The organism is Paenibacillus xylaniclasticus (genome assembly GCF_004001065.1).
Taxonomy (GTDB): Bacteria; Bacillota; Bacilli; order Paenibacillales; family Paenibacillaceae; genus Paenibacillus_T; species Paenibacillus_T xylaniclasticus.
In genome coordinates, this window is the sequence record NZ_BIML01000001.1 from 1 (window position 1) to 22625 (window position 22625).

13 protein-coding genes are annotated in these 22625 nt (G+C 50.6%); all 13 read left to right on the forward strand.

What is annotated here, in order from left to right; genetic code table 11:
- On the forward strand, nucleotides 1-1675 hold a 1675-nt coding region (locus tag PXY01_RS00005; RefSeq protein ID WP_246027739.1), incomplete at its 5' end, for a condensation domain-containing protein.
- A gap of 340 nt (nucleotides 1676-2015) precedes the next feature.
- Nucleotides 2016-3854, forward strand: a complete 1839-nt coding sequence (locus tag PXY01_RS00010; RefSeq protein WP_127566007.1) for a CAP and S-layer homology domain-containing protein — start codon at nucleotides 2016-2018, stop codon at nucleotides 3852-3854.
- A 301-nt stretch (nucleotides 3855-4155) separates the two neighbouring features.
- Nucleotides 4156-4698, forward strand: a complete 543-nt coding sequence (locus tag PXY01_RS00015; RefSeq protein WP_127566009.1) for a hypothetical protein — start codon at nucleotides 4156-4158, stop codon at nucleotides 4696-4698.
- A 104-nt stretch (nucleotides 4699-4802) separates the two neighbouring features.
- Nucleotides 4803-7046 (forward strand): hypothetical protein, encoded by a 2244-nt coding sequence (locus PXY01_RS00020; protein ID WP_127566011.1) that lies wholly within the window; start codon nucleotides 4803-4805, stop codon nucleotides 7044-7046.
- A gap of 51 nt (nucleotides 7047-7097) precedes the next feature.
- The gene (locus PXY01_RS00025) at nucleotides 7098-9038 is read left to right on the forward strand and encodes a hypothetical protein (RefSeq protein ID WP_127566013.1); all 1941 of its coding nucleotides are present in this window, start codon (nucleotides 7098-7100) and stop codon (nucleotides 9036-9038) included.
- Nucleotides 9039-9055: 17 nt separating this feature from the next.
- Nucleotides 9056-11170: a Kelch repeat-containing protein gene (locus tag PXY01_RS00030; protein ID WP_127566015.1), complete on the forward strand. Its 2115-nt coding sequence runs from the start codon at nucleotides 9056-9058 to the stop codon at nucleotides 11168-11170.
- A gap of 581 nt (nucleotides 11171-11751) precedes the next feature.
- Complete coding sequence (locus tag PXY01_RS00035) at nucleotides 11752-12159, forward strand: acyl carrier protein (RefSeq protein WP_127566017.1); 408 nt, start codon at nucleotides 11752-11754, stop codon at nucleotides 12157-12159.
- A gap of 67 nt (nucleotides 12160-12226) precedes the next feature.
- On the forward strand, nucleotides 12227-14599 hold the full coding sequence (locus PXY01_RS00040; RefSeq protein ID WP_164744241.1) for a beta-ketoacyl-[acyl-carrier-protein] synthase family protein: 2373 nt from the start codon (nucleotides 12227-12229) through the stop codon (nucleotides 14597-14599).
- Nucleotides 14599-15666: a 3-oxoacyl-ACP synthase III family protein gene (locus PXY01_RS00045; RefSeq protein ID WP_127566021.1), complete on the forward strand. Its 1068-nt coding sequence runs from the start codon at nucleotides 14599-14601 to the stop codon at nucleotides 15664-15666. The genes PXY01_RS00040 and PXY01_RS00045 overlap by 1 nt, the downstream gene beginning before the upstream one ends.
- The gene (locus PXY01_RS00050) at nucleotides 15663-16427 is read left to right on the forward strand and encodes a CPBP family intramembrane glutamic endopeptidase (protein ID WP_164744242.1); all 765 of its coding nucleotides are present in this window, start codon (nucleotides 15663-15665) and stop codon (nucleotides 16425-16427) included. The genes PXY01_RS00045 and PXY01_RS00050 overlap by 4 nt, the downstream gene beginning before the upstream one ends.
- A 45-nt stretch (nucleotides 16428-16472) precedes the next feature.
- Nucleotides 16473-19877 (forward strand): alpha/beta fold hydrolase, encoded by a 3405-nt coding sequence (locus PXY01_RS00055; RefSeq protein WP_127566025.1) that lies wholly within the window; start codon nucleotides 16473-16475, stop codon nucleotides 19875-19877.
- Entirely contained in the window at nucleotides 19874-21337 is a 1464-nt protein-coding gene (locus PXY01_RS00060; protein WP_164744243.1) for an MFS transporter, read from the forward strand. Before PXY01_RS00055 ends, PXY01_RS00060 begins: the two co-directional genes overlap by 4 nt.
- On the forward strand, nucleotides 21318-22562 hold the full coding sequence (locus tag PXY01_RS00065; RefSeq protein WP_164744244.1) for an FAD-dependent oxidoreductase: 1245 nt from the start codon (nucleotides 21318-21320) through the stop codon (nucleotides 22560-22562). The genes PXY01_RS00060 and PXY01_RS00065 overlap by 20 nt, the downstream gene beginning before the upstream one ends.
- Nucleotides 22563-22625 lie beyond the last annotated feature (63 nt).

Below are 22625 nucleotides of genomic sequence, written 5' to 3' on the forward strand. Positions count from 1 at the left end.
GTTGGAAGCCGAACTGGCGGATAAAGCATATGACACGCAAGATGCTCCTTCGAATGAGCTGGAGAAACAGCTTCACCACATTTGGAAGGACATTCTCGGAACGGGGCAGATGGGCATTCATGATACCTTCTTCGAATGGGGGGGCGATTCACTCAGCGTGACGCTGCTTGTAAACCGGATTCGTAAAAGTGTGCAAGTAGAGGTAACACTGCAGGAGGTGTTCCGAGAGCCGACGATCCGAGGACTGGCTGAACTGATCCAATCGAAGAAGCAAAGCCATCTCCGGCTTGAGCCTCTCACAGCGGCAGGAATTGAAGATATCAGCATCGAACCTGCTCCGAAGATGGAGGTATATCCTGTCACTTCCGCTCAGAAGCGATTATATTTCATCGACTTCCTCAATGGGGCGGGGACAAGCTACAATGTTCCGGTTGTACATCTTCTTACAGGCAATCTGCAGCGAGCTCGAGTAGAGCATGCGCTTCATCAGCTTCTTCTCCGGCATGAAGCATTACGTACTGGGTTTACCGTTGTCGATGGAGAAGTTATGCAGTTCATTGAGGATTCCTCATCATTCGAGCTAGAGCTCGTGGAGCTGAAAGAGGACGACGTGGAGCCATATTTGCATTCGTTCATCCGTCCGTTCGATCTGAAGCATCCGCCTCTTATAAGAGCGGCGCTCGCTTCCATCGGACAAGATCGGCATCTGCTAATATTAGATATGCATCATATCGTAACGGACGGCTTGTCCATGACGATTTTGACGAAGGAATTCGCCGAGCTGTACGAGGGTAAAGAACTGCCTCCTCTTAAAATCCAGTACAAAGATTTTGCAGCGTGGCAGCATAAGCGACAGCTTAGCGATTCTTATCTGAGACAGGAACAGTTCTGGCTGGAAACACTTGCTGGTGAGCTAAAGCCGCTGGAGCTGGCTATCGCTTATCCAAGACCTTCTACCCGAAGCTTCGAGGGAGCTATTATCGAGAGTGCTCTTGAGCCCGCTGTAAGTCTGCAGCTGAGAGAGCTGGCTGCACAAAGCGGTACGACGCTGTTCATGCTACTAATGGCTGCTTACTCGATTCTGCTCTCAAAGCACAGCGGCAGGGAGGACATCATTATAGGAACACCGATCTCGGGAAGGGTATCCCAAGATGTAGAAGGCTTGATCGGCATGTTCGTCGGCACGCTTCCGATGCGATATTTCCCTTCGAAACGTACCGATATTGTAACTTACTTGTCTGAAGTGAAGGAGCGGACGCTGAAAGCCTTCGAAAACCAGGAATATCCGCTCGAAAAGATGGTAGAGAAGCTCGGCATCCAATGGGAAACGAATCGAAATCCGCTATTTGATACGATGTTCCAATACGACCACTACGGCATGCACGAGATCGTTCCCCTGACGGAGCTGTCCGTCACTCCGTACTCCGTTGAACAGCGTACAGCTAAGTTCGACTTGACCATGTCCACTTCCATGGAGGCGGACGTACTAAAGATAAAGCTGGAATATGCAACAGCGCTATTCAGTCGTCCGGCGGCACAAGCTTTGTTGTCAGACTACATCAAAATTGTGACGGCGATCGTCAGCAATCCGAAGCTGCTAATAGGAGAGATCGAGCTTGAAGCTCCATCACTAGGTGATGGTGAAGAGGTAACAGCGATAGAATTTCAGTTCTAGACTCTAATAGTAGAGAAGGGGCTTGTCTAGAAGTTAGTCAGTGCAAACGGACTACCGGACATGCCCCTTCCTTCATTTCATCTTTAACGAATTCACAAACAGATAGATTATTGCAAGTAATACATACATTAGGCTTAATAGATCGCTTGCGATAGTGGCGCTCGTCATTTCAGGTTAAGGTGATTATCCCCTCAAACTCCTTGATGTCATTTCAGACATTATAGAGTTATTATGCTTACTGTTATTGTAAATTAACACATTATTACCCTTACCCCAAAACTATTATCGTGGTAAAATAGTTCTAATTTTTTTCAAATCATATTGTGAGGTCGAAAATCTTATGAATTTGGGATCTATATTGAAAAAAACGGCGATTCTAAGTACAGCTGTTGCCGTTACAGCGGTTGCTGCCCTACCTTTATCGAGCCAAGCCTTCGCCGCAAGCAGCAACGTGCAGCTTAATACCCAAACGAGAACCGAGCAAGATATTAAAACGAAATGGAAGCAATATTTGCCGCAAAAGTTTACATTAGATACTCTGTTTGCTGTAAAGCCTAAAGTAACCTCGCCATACAGCGCCGGTCAATTGAACAGCAAGGTACTTCAAGACGCTTTGAACGCGACCAATTTTGCCCGTTATCTCGCTGGGCTGCCTGATGACGTTACGCTTGATATGAGTCTAGAAACGCAGCAGCAAGCAGGAGCGGTACTGTCGGCTCGTCATGGTGCAATTAGCCATTGGCCAAGCAAGCCTAGCGACATGGCTGACGACTTCTATCAATTAGGATACGATGCGGCATCCTCCAGCAATCTGTCGGCAGGCCGAGACTCGCTCTATAATACCGTAATTTTTGGGTTCATGGCGGACAATGGAACGAACAACCTCGATACTGTCGGCCATCGCCGGTGGATCATAAATCCGCAAATGAAGAAAACGATGTTCGGACTAGCTTATAATCCGAATTCGAAGTACGGCTATTATTCAACGATGTACGCGTTTAATAGAGACCGCGCCGAAGATGAAGTCCAATATGACTATATCGCATGGCCGTCGGCAGGAGCCTTTCCAACCGATATCCTGACCGCGAATGACCCGTGGTCGGTATCATTGAACACTGATCTTTATGATAAGAATAGAACGAGCGAGATCAAGGTGACCATCAAACGGGAGAGCGATAACAAAACGTGGTCGTTGGAAGCTGGAGACCGAAACTACGAGGGAGACTACTTCAATATTAACACCGGCTATTATGGAGTAGACTTCGTCATTATTTTCCGGCCGGGCCATATAGGCTCCTACTCGGCGAACGATGTATACCAAGTGACAATCGATAATATTTATACTACAAATGGTGAGAAAACGTCGATTGCGTATAAGACCTCGCTCTTTTCAATTCAGGCAACCTATAAGAATACGAAAATGTTACGGCCAATGCTTGTCGGACAGACTATGAAATTTCCTGTTCTAGGCAGCCCAAGCCGCTACGTTTCTTCGGACAGCAGCGTCGCCAGCGTGGATAGCAAAGGCGTCGTAACAGCTCATAAGAATGGACATGCTGAGATTACAGTCGACGGATATTTAGGTTATAACAATCATACAATTAATGTTTATGTCCTAAACCAAGAGTATGTGCAGCCTGTAAGCTCATGGGCGAAGTCTAGCATCACGAAAGCAATCGAATACGGCATCCTATCTACGAATCCGTACTACGACGATCTTACTTCCGCCGTCACGAGAGAGCAATTCGTCGACTATATGGTCGGTATGCTAAGTGTGTTAGATCCTGACTTAAATCTCAATGATGACGACAGTAAGAAGTCACCATTTACCGATGTTGATGACGATCAGAGCAGCGTGATTTGGGCCTATGAGAATGGCATCATTAGCGGTACCGGGAAAGGTAAGTTCTCTCCAGATGCGACGATAACGAGAGAGCAAGCGGCCGTGCTGCTGTTAAACGTTTATCATTACCTTGGCGGCCAAGACAGCAGCGGCGCCAAAGTGACATTCGCAGACCAAAATAAAGTTTCCGCATGGGCCAACTCTGCCGTACAGCGCGCGGTACAGCTGTCACTGCTTGGCGGTGTGTCGGGTAACAAGTTCGATCCGCAAGGTAAGTATTCCCAAGAGCAAACGATCGTGACCATCCTTCGACTGTACGAGAAGTTTATGAAATAAGTGATGTCTGCCCATAGCTCATGTTGAATATTCTCTATTATGATTATTACACCAAGCACCATGATGTCATTCTATTTGACATTATGGTGCTATTTTAATTCCACGACTTACATTTCGAGTATATTTGACACAAAACATTGTTTTTCTGCTAGACAGTGTAAAGGTTAAAAGGATAAAATTGGTCTGTTGGTTGAAAGGGATATGAGACTAAAGCACCACTTCAATCAAGATTCAACCCATTCGCAGCTCGAGATTACATAAGTTTACACAATAATCATACTATTTAAGGGAGTTGAAGGTAATGTCCATTACGTACACGCCAAATTATGGGTTCGGATTCAACATTACGCTCGGTTTAGGTCAAGATAACAAAGCGGTCAACATTACAGCAGAAGACATTAGTGACATTAAGACAAAAGGCATACATTTTGAGCTTCCAGCAGATACGACGGTCGAGTTGGGCAGTCTATCGGATCTGATCGGTTGGTTAAACCAGCAATTGAAAAGCATCGGCGTGGACGTGTCTCTTCCTTCCGCCGCATCACCAGACTGGCCGACTGTAATCAAAAACATCTTCGATGGCATTCTCAATACAAAAGTAACCGTCACTAAGCTGTGCCTCGACCAAGATCCTCAAGATGCGGAAGGCAATTATCCACCGATTCGATTGATCTTGGCCGTTACGGGACAAGCGGTCGACCCTAAAAATCCTGATACGCCTAAGCCAATTCAAATTATTGACGGTCTGTTCAGCGTCATCGGCGGCGGCATATCGCTGGATAGAAATTATACGAAATCAGAAGAATCAGCAGATACGAACGATGATCAACCTGACAAGCAATAATTGCTAATTCCTTCGTTATTCGTAACGCGGGCGGCCTCGCTCTTCACCAACTTTGGCAGGCCGCTCATTTTTGGTCATTGCAAATGGGTTAGGGGATATAAGACATGAAATATCAATCCAAGACTGAAGGCGTCTTCTATCTATTCAGTACGATGCAATTCGACGTAGGGATGCCCGTTCGCCTATACGGGGCGATACAAGTTACAACCTCCGCAGATTTATATTTCGTGTTATCCAAACATTTGCCGTACGATCCGAAACTTGCGCCTATCGAAGAGGTTACGACTTCCATCGCGAATCCTCTCGGTTTAAAAGGCGTCGTACTCGAACAACTTGATGTCACTTCCCATATTTATAAAGATGCGAATCAGAATATGACGGCGGATACCTCGCTGCAAGCTTCGGCCCGTTTTCCGAATTTGCCAGGCTTCAACCTAGCTGGCGGTATCGTCTTCGAGAAGTCGTCTCCGCGGCTTGCGATCATCCAGTTAACGGCCAATCCTCCCTTAACGTTATCCCAATTCATCACTCAGGTCATTGGGGGAACGTGGGACTGGGCGGACAGCGTGACCAATCAGTTCGCTTTTCAATCAGGGATGCTGTATGCGCTCTCGGCTCCGCCAGACGCTCGACCGAATTATTGCTATGAATATATCAATAACAATCAGCCTGCCAACAAGATAACTTGTTATCCCGGCTATCATGCAGACGCCATTGTGCGCATATTCGGCAAGTACGATTTTCGAATTAGCCTTAGCGTAACAGGCAATACGATCCTATTAGAAACGACAAGCTTATCGAGCTTCGATTTCGATTTCATTACGTTAACCAATACGAACTTGAAAATAAGCACTCAGCCTAATCATAAATATTTGACGATCGGGACGGACGTCATCATTCTGAACACCTCTGTAAGCGGCACTGTCAACGCCAGCTATGACCTGACGCAAAGCGCATTCGTTGGCAATGTCAGCGTAAATCTCGGCAGCGTGGACTTGCCCACCGAGAGCGGGACAAGTTCGAAAGAAGTAACATTAGGGGTCGAATTTATGTGGACGAAAGACTCAGGGGCCGGCAGCGGATTCAGAATCACTAAAATTAGCGGATTGCCCGTTAATTCATTGAATTGGCTTTCGAAATATTTAGAAGTCTTGAATAGGGGCGGCGGCTGCGCCAAGATCGTCACCGATTGGATGAAAGGACTGACGCAAACTTCACTAACTCCTAAGCTAAACGGCAGTCCTTCCAAGACGTCAGACGGAAAGATGCTGGTCCCTCTGAAGCTCACTTATACCATTATGGCGTCGGGACATACGATAGCGTCTAATGAAATATCGTTCAAGCCTGTATTCGACATACCTAATAGTTTGAAAGAATTACCTATCGCGATCTGGCAATCCATTCTTGACAGCGCGGGTACGATCATTCCGCAAATCTTAAGTCAACCCGATACATATAAGGCGATTGCCGAATATTCTGCCCTGCGCGGCGGAGCGAGCGCGGCGGCACGATTTATTTGCCGCGCGCTAGAGAACGGTAATGAGAACGTTGCCCGATCACTGGCAGATGAATTCGCCGATCTAGTGGGCGGTGCCGCACTGGCGGAAGCAGCCGAGCTCATCGCCGCTCTATCGTCGGTCGCCATGCTCGGCATTCCATCCCTCGTGTCCGGTTTGGTCGGTTTGTTCAAATCGTTCTGGGATTGGATAACCGGTGAGGATAAGCAGAAAAAGAGAGAAGCGGAGCAAAAGCTACAGGAGGCAAGGGATAAAATCCAGAGCGCGCTCAACATCATCTTTAATAAAATCGATCAAATCCAAGCGATGATTCAAATTCAGTCACTCAACGTCTCGCTTGATGCCCAGTCAAATTACACCGCTGCATGGATGCTGAACGGCAGCGTAGAGGACAAGCTCGGAACGGGAGCTGTGCTGCTATATGCGTTCAGCTTGCTGCAAGGGACGCCAGGAACGGATGCTGCCGTGTGGCCCGGTACCAGCGTCAAAGTATTGACGAACGATCAAATGTCTTATCAGATCCCGCTCCAGCAAATTCCGAATCTCGAGCATTATCGATTCAACGCATCCGTCGTCTCGACTGTAAGAGGGCTGACCTTCCTGTACGACAGCACTAGACAACAGCTCGTGGATGCCATCGATCAGCTCGACGGGATCGACAATGGCAAGGCCAAGCAGTATGCTTCAGAGCTGCGCGAACAGGTAAACCAGCTCACGGCCTACAACACTTCAGGTATCGCGTCGAAGCCAGTATATGCTCATTTCAATATGCCGACGTACTTGCAAGTCGGACAGAGCATTATCGGCGTCAATACGAGGTTGAAAGGTTAACATGGATTTGATACCACTGAGGAATGATGGGTCAGAAAAGGAGAAGGGGACATGGCGAACAACATGATTCCAACGATTCTCAAAGAGAGATATTATGCAAACCAGCTATTGAACGTCGACGATTTCAATAGAGAGAGAGATTTCCACATCGCCAGTCGCGAGCTGCTTTCGAGCTTCTTCATCCAAAGCGGTATTCTGCAAGGACTTGACGTATCCCAAGGAAGCCAGAACAACGTGCTGATCTCGCCGGGCGCAGCAATCGACGAACGAGGAAGCTTAATCCTATTAACGGATCGCGCGCAGCTGGCAGACAACACAATTGTCGCACAATCCGGAAGCGTGGCGATCGATCTTAGTGCGGACGTCTATGCCAATAAGACGTGGCTGCTCGTCATACAGGCCCATGATACGCAAGTTGCGGATAACGCGCTGCAATGCTGCCCGATCTTGACGCTTCTCGAACCATCAAGCGCATCGCCAGATAGTACGCAAATACCGTTGTCTAAAATTACCGTCACTTCTACTGGCACAACGCCGGAAGACATTACGATCACGATCTCACTCGATTCAAGTGTACGCCAACTCTCCAAATTGCAGGCGATACGCTTGCCTGAGCTATTAGCGTCACAAATCCCTGATTTGGACGCGAGTAAGGTCGTCTCCGGCGTGCTGGATGCTGCTCATATTCCTGATCTGGATGCAAGCAAGATCGCTTCCGGTTTGCTGGACGCTGCTCTTATACCTGCTCTGGATGCGAGTAAAATCGGCTTTGGCGTGCTGGACGCTGCTCATATTCCTGCGCTGGATGCGAGCCTAATCGCGTCAGGAACGCTGGATGTCGGCCGATTGCCGAGGATTCCTGCCTCCCATATCACAGGCTTGCCGACCTCGGAATTGATCACGTATTGGGCGTCTAATACCGCAATATACAGCAGCGGGGGAGTATTAGCGGCGTCCTCCTTGGCAGTGAGTAAGCCATCTTGTGTTATCGGTCTGCTGAAGATCGAATCGGATCAAGGCAACACCTATATCAGCCTTGGAATGGGCTTTCCGAGTACGGTCATTCGTTTCGATTCCGATCAAATGTCGAGAAGTACTATGTCCTTTCACGTCTATTCGGATCGTACACAATATAATTTATCCCAGGAGGGAGGCGCGGAAGGGGAGACGGCGACATCCGTACAATTCGTCGGACTGGATACGTCTTACTGCTTCTCGCTTCTTGTTCCAGAGAATGAGCTGCCTGCGGAAAACCAAGGGAAAATATGGAGCTTAGTCACATTTGGTACGCAAAAGGTATCCGCTGACTCTATGTCGTCGAACAGCATCTCGGACATTATCCGGAACATCCGAGATGCGATATCGCCGTTTTCCTATATCGCATACGCAGTTCCAAGCAGCATCAGTGAGCTAAAAGCCTCTCTCGCACAGCAGCTCAAATCCGATGGCCTATCAGCTCAGCAGGCTGCTCCGATACTTGCAGCCCATGCTCCTCAGCAGACGGTGGGCAACACAGCCGAGTTCCTGAAGACATTAACAGAGGTGTTCCCAGAAACGATGAGCGAGCCCTATCAAGCTGCCTGGGCTTTAAGCGCGGCAAGCATACCGGCCGCTGAAGCAATCTCGGCAATCGGGGTATTCTATCATCACCTAATTAGCGTGAGTGATTTTCTGCAGCTCATATTAGGTGCATATCCGCCCCCTGTAGTCGCGGCGCAAATATCAGCACAGCAATTATTAGGAGCTTCTGCCGCGGATGCGGCTCTCCCAATCAAGCAAAGCAGCCCGCAATTTGACTCGCTGCCAACTCAATTGGGCATCGTCTTGCGTATACACTTCGACGCTACGTCGAGCACGCCTCCATTAATGGCACACGCGCTTCGCGAGGCGGATTACTCTAAAGACGATGTCATATCCGCACTCGTCTTTCTATTTCCGACTGTACCCCAAGAGGATTTACTTAACGTCGTGAATTCGGAATTCGAATCGTAAGAAGGGGAGGTTCGCAGATGACAGATACCCAACTCACAATAGAGCCTGAGGTTCTCAATGCAGCCTATCAGGCTTGGATGCTTCGACTAGCATTTCCGACAGCTGCCGCAGTCGACATTGCGCAAGCCATCAAATCGGTCTATTCGTCTTTTAACGCAGGTGAGATGGCACTTATGATCAGATATGGTGCGCCAACGCCTGTTTATCCCGACATGGGCGCATTAGAGCTCGGAACGCTGTTGCTTTCACCAAGCTTATATCCGGATACGACCGCAGAGCAAATGCGAACTACCCTTCAGTCCGCCGGTTTCGAACTCAATGAAATCCGGCAGGTAATCGACCAATTGTACGAACAGCCGAACATCATCTATCCGCCGACAGGCTTAAAATTAACCTGCAATGGTTCATCCAGAGCACTGGATTTAACATGGGAGGCTGTCACATTACCTGCGAAGATGCAAGACAAGACGCCGACCTACAACGTAGCTCTATTCACCATAAATGATCAACAACATGCCATATCTACCTACGACAATGTTCAGGAGACAAGCACCAGCTTTTATGATAACAGCAGCAGATTGCGAACCAATGAACAATACGTTGCGAAAGTCCAGACCGTCGTCGAATCGTACCAGAGCGACTGGAGCGAGACATCGGCTCCCGCAACGTATTATGTTTTCAGCGCACCTCGGAACTTTAAGTATCTAGTCAACGACCCGAACACAATCATTTTATCCTGGGACCCTTTTACCGAAGTTGAACAGATGGATATCTATATTTTCGACACGGAAACCATCAAGACGGAAACCATCAAGCCTATATCTCCGCAACCCCCAGTTTATTTCAACGGCGGCAATGAAGTGAAAGTGGACCTTAGTTTTCTCCCGCCTGAGGCGATTACGTCGTTTCTGGTCAGAGGTTTATTTAGAGTCAGCACCTCCAGTGAATTAGTGCCGGGACCATGGAGCGATCCCGTCGTGTTCACAAGAAGACCGCAGCAGCCTCAGAACCTAGCTTATACTTGCTCGTATGCTACGAATGAGTGCCAAGTCACATGGCATACGGATAAACCTGGAATTACAGAATACCTTATTCAACTACTAGGCACCAATAATTCCGTCATATGGGAGAAGCGAACAAGCCAACAAGCCATTACGATCCCTTTGAACAAAGATACGATCAATGCGAATCGGCTTCAAGTGGCGGCGATCTGCTATAGACCTCAAAGTGCATTTACACAAATTGCGTTCACTCCCGTTCAACCGGCTAACTGGTATCAGGCGACGAAGCAATCCGGACTTCAGAACATGAATAAACTGGTCGCTCTCAATCACGATGGGAAAATGTGGGCGTACGCTGGCCAATACCAAAACAGCGTATACTGCTCAAGCGACGGAGTTAGCTGGGAGTGCGTCACTAAAGAGGCTCCTTGGATAGGGCGGCGCAGTTCGGCAGGTGTATCTTTCATGGAAGGGATGTGGCTATTCGGCGGGGATACGGTCAAAGGCGCTGCCAATGATGTATGGGTATCTTCTGATGGCATTAACTGGAAATGCACAACGCCCAACTCGTCTTGGCAGCCTCGCTTTGGGCATTGCGCTGTTGTATTTAACAAAATGATGTGGATTTTCGGTGGCATGGATCATAAAGGTAACGTCTATAACGACGTATGGGTATCAAGTGACGGGTCCAAATGGATTGAGATCACTCCTAATGCAGGCTGGAAGCCGCGCGATTCCGCGGCAGCTGTCGTCCATCAGGATAAGATCGTTTTGATGGGCGGCTCTAACTCTGGTAAAAGTTTGGATGACGTTTGGGCAACCTTTGATGGAAAGAGCTGGTGGAATGTGACCCATGGTCAGTGGATTTCCCGATTCGATGCGAAAGCCGTCTCCTTCGCGAACAAACTGTACTTGATTGGCGGAACGAACTCGGAGATGAGAGAAGTCAACGACATGTGGGTGACACAAAATGGTAGCCAATGGCAATTGGTCACACAAAAAGCGCCTTGGGCAGGAAGATGTCAGCAAGGAGTTGTCCTCTTTAAGGAGAAAATCTACATGTATGGCGGAATCAACTCTTATAATTTATACCAGGAAGACCAGTCCGTATGGTATTACACGCTATGGTGAATAGCAGCAGAATGGGAAGTATAGGCGAAAACGAACACTACATGAGGCGACCGGCCATTAGAGCCGGTCGCTGTTTTTATATTTTTTCTGCAATATTCGCGACACGTTATTTATTTGTAGACGCCAACAGGTCCATCGTCTAATGCTTAAAACATGTCACGAGTACTAAGTCATCTCCTTTCACCACGGGTATTGAGACTCTCTCGGATACCTATAGACAGGATGGATACGCTTAAAGTTCAATTTGATAATGGTAGCGCTTCACCATTAATACACCTTATAAATCATGATCGTTACTGTATTGTTATTAACGAAAAGCATGCTCGCAGCACTAAATAAGACAGCAAGTAAGGAGACATTCATAAATCTGCAAGCATGGACTATTGGGATCAAAGAAGGAAGAAGCACGCCGACGTAAGACCTCCCTATATAGTACACTGCATTAATATCTTAAGATTGAAAAAGAAGAGGATAGTTCATTTTTACTGTTTTTCATTAAATTAAAATCATTCTAAAAGACGCTGTTGAAGATCGTTTCCATATGGTATACCTTTCATAACAATCTTTGGGGGGGATGTAAAATGGAGTGGACCAACGTCAGAATCGAGGAATTGATTACCGCGAATATCCGCAAAACGTTACGAATGGGCAGCGCACCGATCGATCTTGACAGCTTGCTGGAAAGCGATCTCGGCATGGACTCGATCGACATGCTGGACCTTCTGCACGGCATTGAGAAATCGCTGCACGTTACGATCGAGCTGTCAGATTTCGCCGCTTATTTCCGCGGACCGCTGAGCGAAGAAGCATTTCGCGATGAGAACGGCTTAATGACGGAGGAAGGCTGCCGTCAAATTGAGAAGGTGCTGCCGCATGCGAGCGTGGAGCCAGGCACGCACATCCGTCATCTGTTTAAAGTACTTCGAGTTTCCGACCTCATCACATTCGTGTCGTTTAAAGCCGGCCTGCCCGTCTCTCAACCTACCTGAACTCTCTTACGCGCATCATCGGGATTCGCATTAGGCTTTACGAATTCGTAGTTTTGGGGGAATGGTTATGTTAAGTGACCAACAGGTTGTCGTTACAGGGATGGGCATTGTGTCGGCCATCGGAGGAGACGTCGATTCGTTCTGGGAGGCGATCGCCTCCGGTAAAAGCGGCATTACGAATGTCGAACATATCCTTGCTTTGGACCATTGCAAAAGCAAGCTTGGCGCGCCCATTCTCTCTTTTGACGATACCGGTCTGCTGCTGGAGCAGGGCTATGACGACCGCGGAATACGTTTGACGCTAGCTGCGCTCGAACAAGCAACCGCACAATCTCGTTATCGGGAAAGCCTAATTGATTCGGATCGCGTCGGCGTTGTGATCGGCACATGTGCGGGAGGAGTCGGAAGTGGACAACGCTGGCTTCAGCAGCAGCATGGCGGAGGGCATGACCCTGAGCCTCGGCTGCTTCGCATGTATGACTATAACACGGCAGCCGAGGTCGTCAGCCATGTGCTGAACGCACGCGGTCCAGTTATGACAGTCTCGACTGCCTGCGCTTCCAGTAATAACGCAATCGGTGTCGGCTGGGACTGGATTCGCGAAGGTAAGGCCGACATCGTATTCGTCGGTGGCTATGATAGTCTGCTGGAAACGGTATACAGCGGCTTCCATTCTGTTGACGCGCTCGACTCCTCGCCGTGCCGGCCCTACAGCGCGGATCGGGGCGGCTTGTCGCTCGGGGAAGGGGCAGCCTTCCTCGTACTTGAAAGCCGTAAGTCAGCGAGAAGGCGGAATGCTGCCATTAAAGCGGCGGTGCTCGGATACGGGCTTGCTGCGGACGGGTATCACCCGACAGCGCCGCACCCGGAAGGCGCCGGCGCCGCAAGAGCAATCCGAACGGCGCTTCGGAATGCGGGGCTTGAGCCTGGGCATATCGATTATATTAACGGGCACGGCACCGGAACGCTGCAGAACGATCAATCGGAAACGAATGCGATTATGTCGGTATTTGGCAGCGATGCCAGTCGTGTGCCGGTCAGCAGTACGAAAGCGGCAACCGGGCATACGCTCGGCGCGTCCGGCGTTATCGAAGGCATTGCAACCATATGCGCGATGGAGCACCGCTTTATTCCGCCGACAGTAGGATTATCGAACCCCGATGCAAGGCTTCCGCTTAACTTTGTAGGCTGCGAAGGACGGTCTGCGGATATCCGTTACGCCTTGTCCCATTCATTCGCCTTCGGCGGCAACAACGCTGTCGTTGTATTTGCGCATCCGGATGCCGAGCTTCCTTCTCAAGCCGTCAGACAGCAATCGGTCGTCGTCACCGGCATTGGCATCGTCACGCATGCCGGCGTCGGCAAAACCAACTTTTGGCATACTTTAACGAGCAAAGAAGAGCAGACGAACCACACCAAGCAGCTGCATCTGTCTATCTCGGAAGATATAGAGACCGATATTTCTCAATCGTTCGATCGAAAAGATATTCGCAGAATGGATCGGAATACACTGTTCATGCTGTACGGCGTGCTCGACGCCCTTCGAGATGCGTTGCTGCCGATCGAAACGGATTGTGCCAGACCGCAAACGATCGGAATCATGACCGGTCATGCTCATAGCGTCTTCGAGCATTTTACCGAGCTGTATCGTCCAATGCTGGAGCCAGACGTACGCGTCCGACCATCCGTTTTTCCAAATTCGGTATATAACGGAGCAGCCGGCTATATCGCCTCGCATTTTCAGCTGCTTGGACCTGCGAGTACGATCAACGGGGGGGCTGCCAGCACGGCGCTGGCGATTTGTCATGCATACGACAGGCTGCGCAACGGTGAATGCGACATCATGGTATGCGCAGGGTCCGATATCGTCAGCGAAGATACGGTTGAAGCATTCCGCAGCGCGGGATTATATGGCAGTGAACCAACCGGCGAAGCGGCGGCAGCCGTCGTTCTGGAAACCGAAAGCAGCGCCCGAGCGAGGGGGGCGCGTATTTATGCCCGTCTGAACGGTTACGCCATCAAATCGGATGCCGTGCTGTCTGACGGTCAATTGCCGAATAGTGACGCATTGGCGCGAGCGATATATGACGTGCTTCACAAGGAGGGGCAACGAACGCTCGAAACCGTCTGGGGGAACTGTAACGCAGATGACAGGCAAAGGCTGGAGGAACTGATATCCAATGAACGGGCGGCCTGCGCAGAGGAGCTGAACTACAAGTCTATTCGAGAACAATTCGGCCAGACGAATGGCGCTGAAGCAGCGCTCACGTTAGCAGGTGCTGCGCTAACATTGAAGCAGCAGAAGGAGCCGACGCTTCGACGCCGGTGCGCTGTCGTCAATGCTCGCAGCGGCAGCGGGGCGGTTTCCATAGTGCTGGAAGAGGCCGAACAGCGGCATAATGTTCACAATGAAGATCATTTGAGAGAAGGAGTGCGATAATGAACGTAACTCAAATTATCGGCACCGGTTCTTACTTGCCCGGTGAACCGCTAAAGGCGGAGCAGCTGCAAAAGGTTGTCGGCCATGTAGCCAAAGATCTGACGGAAGCGCTTGGCGCTACGGTTCGTTATTGGGCAGTTGATCCAAATACGGGTCAAATACAGGAAACAAACACCGATATGGCAGCCAAAGCGGCGATGCTCGCGATCGACAATGCGGGGATCGAAGCAGATGAAATCGATCTCATTGTTAGTGTGACGGCGACGCCGGACTATTCGCTGCCGGCGAACGGACCAATCATTCAAGATAAGCTGGGTATACGAGACTGCGCCGTCATCGAGCTGCGAGCCGGCTGCAACGGTGTGGCACAGGCCATTACAATTGCAGATCAATTCATACGTACCGGCTATTACCGAACCGCTCTTATTATTGGAAGCGAGCTTACGTCCTCGTACTCGGTGCCTTCCTATTTGAACGGTGACGAGAGCCTCACGAAAAACGATTTGCTCAATCTCGTCATGTTCGGTGACGGAGCGGGGGCAGTCGTACTGCGCGGCAATGTGGACAGCAGTGAACCAGGTATTATCGACACGTATCTCGCCTCAATCGGCGTAGGTATCGAGCCAGGCTTTCTGCTCCCGGCGGGCGGCTCAAAGCATCCGCTGAATGCGGAGGTTGTACGGGAGGGGTCTCATCGTTGGTACCACGACTATAAAGCGGTCTCGCGTATGGATGTGAAGATGGCGGTGGAGGCAATGAAAGGCATATTGGACAAAACAAATACACCGCCGGAGGACATCCAAATGATCATTGTGCCGCAAGCGAATTTTAACCGAATTAAGGAAGGTGCCAAGACGGAGGATAATCCGCTTGCCGCTTATGCCGACCGATTCTTCGTTAATGTCGATCGGGTTGGTAACACTTCGGCTGCCGGCGTCCTCATTGCGCTGGATGAGGTAAATCGCAAGCAGCTGCTGCGCCGGAACGATCTGTTCATGATCGTAGGGGCGGAATCTTCCAAGTGGCTATGCGGCTCCATTCTGCTGCGATGGTCGCGAGGCGCATGATCAGGAGGGCAGTCCGTCTAGAACCATTCCGTTTGAATGTCGCCGCAGCTCCATCTTACTTCATCGGGATCGCTGTGCTCGTTTCACTTGTGAGCGCTCTGGAGTCGATGAGGTTTTGGCCGTTTGCTCCGTTTCTATGGATACATGCGGTATTGTGCATCGCGCTTGCACTAGTCATTCGGCCGGACCCGTATGCGATTGCAATGCACGGCGGCTTTCAAATGCGATGGAAACCGGGAAAGGCGTTTTTAATCGGATTGTCGATTGGCATTGCCTGCATCGCAGCTTACTTAGCCATTTACTGGGCGCTCTATCATACACTGCAAGGCTCGTCAGCAACAGACGCCAATTTGTGGAGCGTCATGCGCGAGGTGTTCCGCGACAGCACACTGCAGCATGGCGATACGGTCACGATGCTATCCGCTTTCGTGCTGCTTGGCCTATGGGCGCCGATTGGCGAAGAGCTCTTCTATCGAAGACTTCTCTATGTCGGGCTAAGACAGCGTTGGACATTCACGGCAGCAGCGTTCGTCTCTGCAGCCTTCTTCGGGATACGGCATTCGCTTCAGCTGTTGTATTTGCTTCCCGGCCATTCTTATCCTTGGCTGTCTGGACTTGCCTATTTCGTATGGGCAGGGATGTTCGGCTACCTCTTCGCCTGGCTGTATGAGAAAAGTCGAAAGCTATGGGTACCAGCGGCTCTGCACGCGCTGAACGTGCTCTGGTCGCCGGTTGTCATCTATATCATGATCTACCGGTAATCGTCTCGTGCAGCCGCTTGCTGGAGTAGGAAAGGATGAACGTATATGTCCGATAGCCGCAATCGATACCGTGTCTCCGATCAGCAGATCGAGAAGGATATCGCTTGGTGTGAGAACGCATGGACGCCGCGGATGGTCGGAAGCCGTACGATGCACGTCATCGAACGGGGCACGGGTGTCCCGCTTGTTCTAATCCCCGTCTTTACGGGAACCGAGTTTATTTATTTGCCGCAGCTTCGCTCGTTATCTAATACGTTTCGCGTTCTGCTCTATAAGCGGAGGGAAAGCGTATGCGCTGTCATCTCGCTTGAAGACAGAGTTGAAGAGCTGCGCGATTTGCTTGATGCACATCGAATCGAGCAGACTCATCTATGCGCGCATTCCGACGGAGCAATGGTGGCGATCGCCTTCGCCGCCAAATATCCGGAGCGTGTCCTGTCGCTGGCGCTATTTTGCGTAGCGGACATCTATCGAATACCTCCGCAGCCGTTCATGCAGCTGTATATGCAACAGCTGGAAAAGCATCCGCTTGAGCATCTCGTACCGGATTCCGTCCTGAAACGGCTTCTCGCCTATTACGGCAGCAGCAACAGCGGGTTTACGCTGAAGCAGATCGCGGCGCAAACAGCGAAAATCGCTGACTTCGCCAAATTTTTCAAATATTCCATGCTGCCGCTGCTGCTCGACTATGACGGGCGAAAGCTTGCTCCGCGCGTCACTTGCCCCGTGCTGCTTATACACCACGCCAGCAAAGACCGTATATTGCGCATGAAGCAGATGGAGTCGCTTGCCAGCCTTTTTCCGGATTGCCGCGGTCTCCGAATCGTGCAGGGCGGCGGTCATATGTTCCCATACTGCGCCTCGGAGGAAGTAAATTATTATCTGGAGCAATTTTATGACGAGCTGGCTGATCATGCTTTGGATACGCCGCACATTGTTACGATTGACGAACCTGCTGCACTTCATAGTGTGCTGGTGGGACGGAAGGCGAGCAATCTTGCTCTACTCGTAAAGCAAAGGCTGAAGGTTCCGCCTGCGTTCGTCATTACGGCTGACGCACTTTCAGCAGAGGCAAAGCGGTGGGGCGCACCGCTTCGATCGGCTGATGCAGATGCAACGGACGTGAGCGCAGCTATGCGAAGCGCCACTATTACTAAGCTAATCAGGGACGGAGCGCTGTCCACCTCGTTCGAGCGGGAGCTGAAGGCGGCTTACGAGCAGCTGCTTCAGAATACCGGCGGCTCACCGGTAGCTGTTCGCTCGTCGTCCGCACTGGAGGACTTGGGGGAAGCGAGCTTCGCTGGTCAATACGAAACGATCTTAAATGTTACTTCCTATACGCAGCTGTTAAAAAGTGTGAAGCAATGTCTGGCCTCATACTGGTCGGAACGTGCTATCGGTTACCGGATGAACGCGAAGCTGGAGGATGGAACGATCCGTATGGGCATCATTGTTCAGACGATGTTGAGTCCGGTTTCATCGGGCATTTTGTTTACGCGAGATCCGAGAATACAAGCGGGAGAACCGCGAATGGTTGTCAATGCGGTATGGGGGCTTGGGGAGGCTGGCGTTTCCGGGACGGTGACGCCCGACGAATACGGCATTGACGCCAAATCCGGTAACCTGTTGTACGTATCGGTGGGGGATAAAGCGTTCAAGCTAACCGGACGTCAAGCGGGCGGCGTCGAGGAGCAAGCTCTCACGGCAGAAGAAGCGAAGTCGCGCGTGCTCTCCGACGAGCAGTTGTCGCAGCTTGCTGCGATCGGCCGAAGGCTGGAGCAATATTTTGACGGTCCGCAGGATATCGAATGGGGATTCGACGGCGTCCATTTTCATGTGCTACAGACACGTCCGATCACGGCATTATACAGTCCGTGGACGATTGATCGCAGAAGACACGGTTATTTCATTCGTTGGGGTGCTGTGCTGGAGTGGGGGAAAACGCCGATAAGTCCGATGACAGCATCGATTTTGAACGAAATTAATTTCGACAAAGGGCTGGGTCCAATCGGCATACACATGCGGAAGGATGTTATCCGGCTGTTCGATGGCTATTTGTACTCACAGGTTGCCATTAAGCTGACTTGGCGATGGCTTCTTACGCCATTTAAGCTCTGGAAAGGGTACAGAACGTTGCATCAATCGTTCGATCATGAGGTCGATGCTTATTTGAAGCGAATCAGGCCAATGATTCAGCTTGATGCTTCTAGCTGCTCAACCGATGAGCTGCTGCATGCCATACGCTCACTATCCGGCGTCATCGGTGATGCATTCGCCGAAATCATCGTCAAATATTTAGGCATTTGTATGCTGAGCGAGCTGCTGCTCGCCCGTTACTACAGATGGCTGAGCGGCGACTGCGAAGCGGGAGGGCACATTCCGCTGCTGCACGGCTTATCGAATAAATCGCTCGAATCTGACCATCTGCTATGGTCGCTCGCAGATGAGCTGAGAAGAAATGAGGAGCTGATGACGCTTCTTGAAAGGAACGAAGATGCCGCGGCTGCAATGCGCGCCTCGGCAAGCGGCGCCCAGTTCATGGATAGACTGCATCGCGCGCTCGACGAGGTTGGGCACCGGCTGCAGGATCTCGATATTACTTGCTCAACGTCCAAGGACGATCCCGAAGGCGTACTGATGCTGCTCCGTACAATGGCGGTAGCCGGCACGGCTAATCCAGCCGATGAGCTTGCAAGCCGCTCGAAGGAGCGCGAAAGAAGGCTGGAGCTCATACGAACGGCCGTCCGGCGCCGCCGGTTCACCGGCCGCTGGTTCGAGTCTGTCTACCAGCTTGCTGCAAGGTATAACGTCATCCGGGAGAACAGGCCGTTTTATCTAGGGATCGGCTGGCAGCGACTTCGGGAGCTGCTGCTGGAGCTCGGAGACCGTTATGTCCGAGAGGGCCGGCTTAAGCGTGCCGACGACATTTTCTACATTCGGCTTGAAGAATTAGTATCCGTCCAATCTACCTTCAGCTTTCTGAACATCGCCCAATCGCGCCGCAGCGAATGGGAAGGATGGCGAAGATCGTCAGCACCAGATGAGATTAATCCTCCTGTATGGCGGCGTATTGCCGCACGTAGACCGAAGATCATCCCAGCCGATATGAGCGGTGCTGCACTGACAGGAACGCCGGGCAGTCCGGGAACGGTTACAGGACATGTAAGGATTGTAAAGGGGCTCGCTGATTTTCCTTCCGTTCATCCCGGCGATATTATTGTTGCTCCTTCGACGACACCTGCGTGGACCGTCTTGTTCGGCATAGCAGCAGCTATTGTAACCGATGTCGGCGGAGCACTCTCGCATGCTGCTATAGTCGCTAGAGAGTATCGAATCCCAGCCGTGCTCGGTACGGGTAATGCTACAGCTGTGCTGAAGAACGGACAGTTGATCCGAATCGATGGCTCCTCCGGTCATATTACAGTACTCGATAAGGAGCCATCCCCTTGAATTGGAATAGACGATTTCTTGTCCTCTCGCTGCTGCTGGGCAGCTTGCTCAGCGCACTGGAGTTTACCGTTATTGCGTCCATCGCGCCATTGCTCGTCGCCGAGCTGGATAAGGCAGACTGGTTCGCATGGGCGTCCTCCGGCTACATGATTTCATCTACAGTGTTTACCTTAATTGCAGGTAAGCTGTGCGATCGGATCGGACGCAAACCTACGTTTATCGCCGGCACTGCCATCTTCGCCGCAGGCTCGATTGCGTGTGGGCTGGCTCCAAATATGCTCGTATTCATAATGGGCAGGCTCGTTCAAGGATTAGGAGGAGGATTGATGGTCCCGGCCAGCTCGACGATTGTCGGTGATTTATATGAGGGTCAGCGGCGCGTCAAAATACAAGGGGGATTCGCAGCGACTTGGGGAATATGTGCAATTGCAGGCCCAGTAGTAGGCCGTTTCGTCGCGGTCCAATGGGATTGGCGCTGGCTGTTTCTCGGGCTTATCCCGATTTCCATCCTCATAATTGCTATGATTTCGTTAACGATGCGCGAGACGATCATCAGTGAGAGCCGCACGCCTCTCGATTACAGGGGCATGGTGCTGTTATCAGGATCGATTTGCTCGTTGCTGCTGCTGTTCGAGACATCCGGGATGCTTCAGCTTAGCTTCTTTCTTACTGCTGTTATCCTGACTGGTCTATTGATCCGTTCCCTACGCGCTGCGACCGATCCGATTATAGAGCCCAGACTACTGCGGAGAGCCGATATTAACGTGATGTACGTTGTGGCAACGGTGATGGGGGCCAATACGTTTGTTGCAATAACATTTTTCCCTTTCACCGAGGCATGGGCGCTCGGTAAACAAGCAGCCGACAGCGGTCAGCTGCTTATTCCGCTAACATTAGGAGCGGTCGCTGCAACGATCAGCTGTGGAACACTTGTGAGGCTGTTATCGGTCAAAACGCTTCAGCTTATCGGGTTATCATTCATGCTGCTGGGCGATCTGATCGTGTGCATACTATCCGATTCATCGTCTGAACGGCTAGTCTCTGTCTCAGCTGTCTGTATCGGTGTCGGTACAGGATTGCTCATGCCTCTGCTGTCCTCTTATATCCAGCAGGGAGCAAATTGGTCGGATAAAGGGATGCTGACGGCATATCTTTCTTTTTTCCGTTCGGTCGGCGGCTCGCTGGGCGTCATTGCGGCTGCTTTCTTGTTTAAACAATCATTGCCCGCCAGCTTCGATTGGGTTAGCTTGAATAGTCCGGATATTCATCATGAAGCAATTGCTGCCGATTTGAACTTGCCGATTTCATTCAAACAGACCGTTATGAGCGGAATGCATACGGTATTCGGGCTGTGCGCCGCACTGTCGGCTGCAGGGATAGCAGCTGTGGCGATAATTCCACTTCAGTCTGTTATACACCACAATAAGGAGAGTGATTGGAGTGACGGCGAACGAATGTGACGTTCTTATTGCAGGAGGAGGGATTGCCGGAGCAACACTTGCGCTCATGCTTGGACAGCAGGGCTTCAAGGTGACCGTCATCGAGCGTCAGAACCAATTTCCTAAAATCTATAAAGGCGAGTTTCTACAGCCCATTTCGATTGAAATATTGAATAAGCTCGGTATTTTGCCGCAAGTCGCTGCTCACTGCGTCAAAGTAACGAAAATGAGCTACGGCATCGGAACAGAGAAGTGCATTACAGCGAGCTACGAGGACCTCGACATACCGTTTCGGTACGGATTAAATGGCGATCATTATTTGATCCATGAAGAGGTTCTCAACGCAGCGAGTTCACTGCCTAACGTCACGATTATGCGAGGAGTAACCGCTCGTCGTCTGCTGCGTGAAGGCGGCCGTGTTGTCGGTCTTGAAGCGGCGCACAACGGCGACAAGCTGACGTTCGTAAGCCGCGTGCTCGTCGGCGCGGACGGAATTAAATCAGTCATCCGCGAGCAGCTGGCTGTTCCATACGAACTGTTGTCATACGAGGAGAAGAAGGCCAAAATTTGCGCCTACACGCTGCACATGCCCGAGCCTCCGGAGGATGAAGTCGTATTTCTGTTCGGCAAAAGCAGTGGATGCGGAATTTTTCCGCTGTCGAACAATCGCATACGGATGTACTTGGCGATGACGAATGAGCTGTGGAATTCGATAAAGTCTAAAGGAGTGGAGGCCCTCCGCGAGATGGCAGCCGACTTTTTCCCTGCTTATAAGGAACAAATCGATCAGATTGAAGATATGAAGCAGATACAAATCATTCCATCATTTCACCTCCACACGAAAAGATGGGTGGCAGATGGAGCAGTTCTGCTCGGTGATGCGTGCCACGCGGTCAGTCCTGCACTGGGGCAAGGGATGAATTTGGCTATCCAAGGGGCAGACACATTAAGCCATACAATTGGAGAAGCATTGCGTATAGGAAGGACCGATGCCCAGACGCTTCGCCGTTACGAATATGAACGAAGAAAATTTGTCCGTCTCATTCAGCAAACGAGCAGCATTCATACGTATGCATGGCTTGTAAGCAATCCCGCCATCCAGACCGTACGCAACCGCCTGTTCAGACGAATCGGCAAATGCACATCGATCAAACAGACTCAGTTGGACATTGTAGCGGGCTATCGGAATGAGCACCCGCCGGTGAGTCAACTGATCCGGTTAATCGGCTTAGCACCTGCGAAATAATGGATAAAGTAATTAATAATGACCCGAACCACCAATTTAGCTACAACATTAATGGTTCGGGTC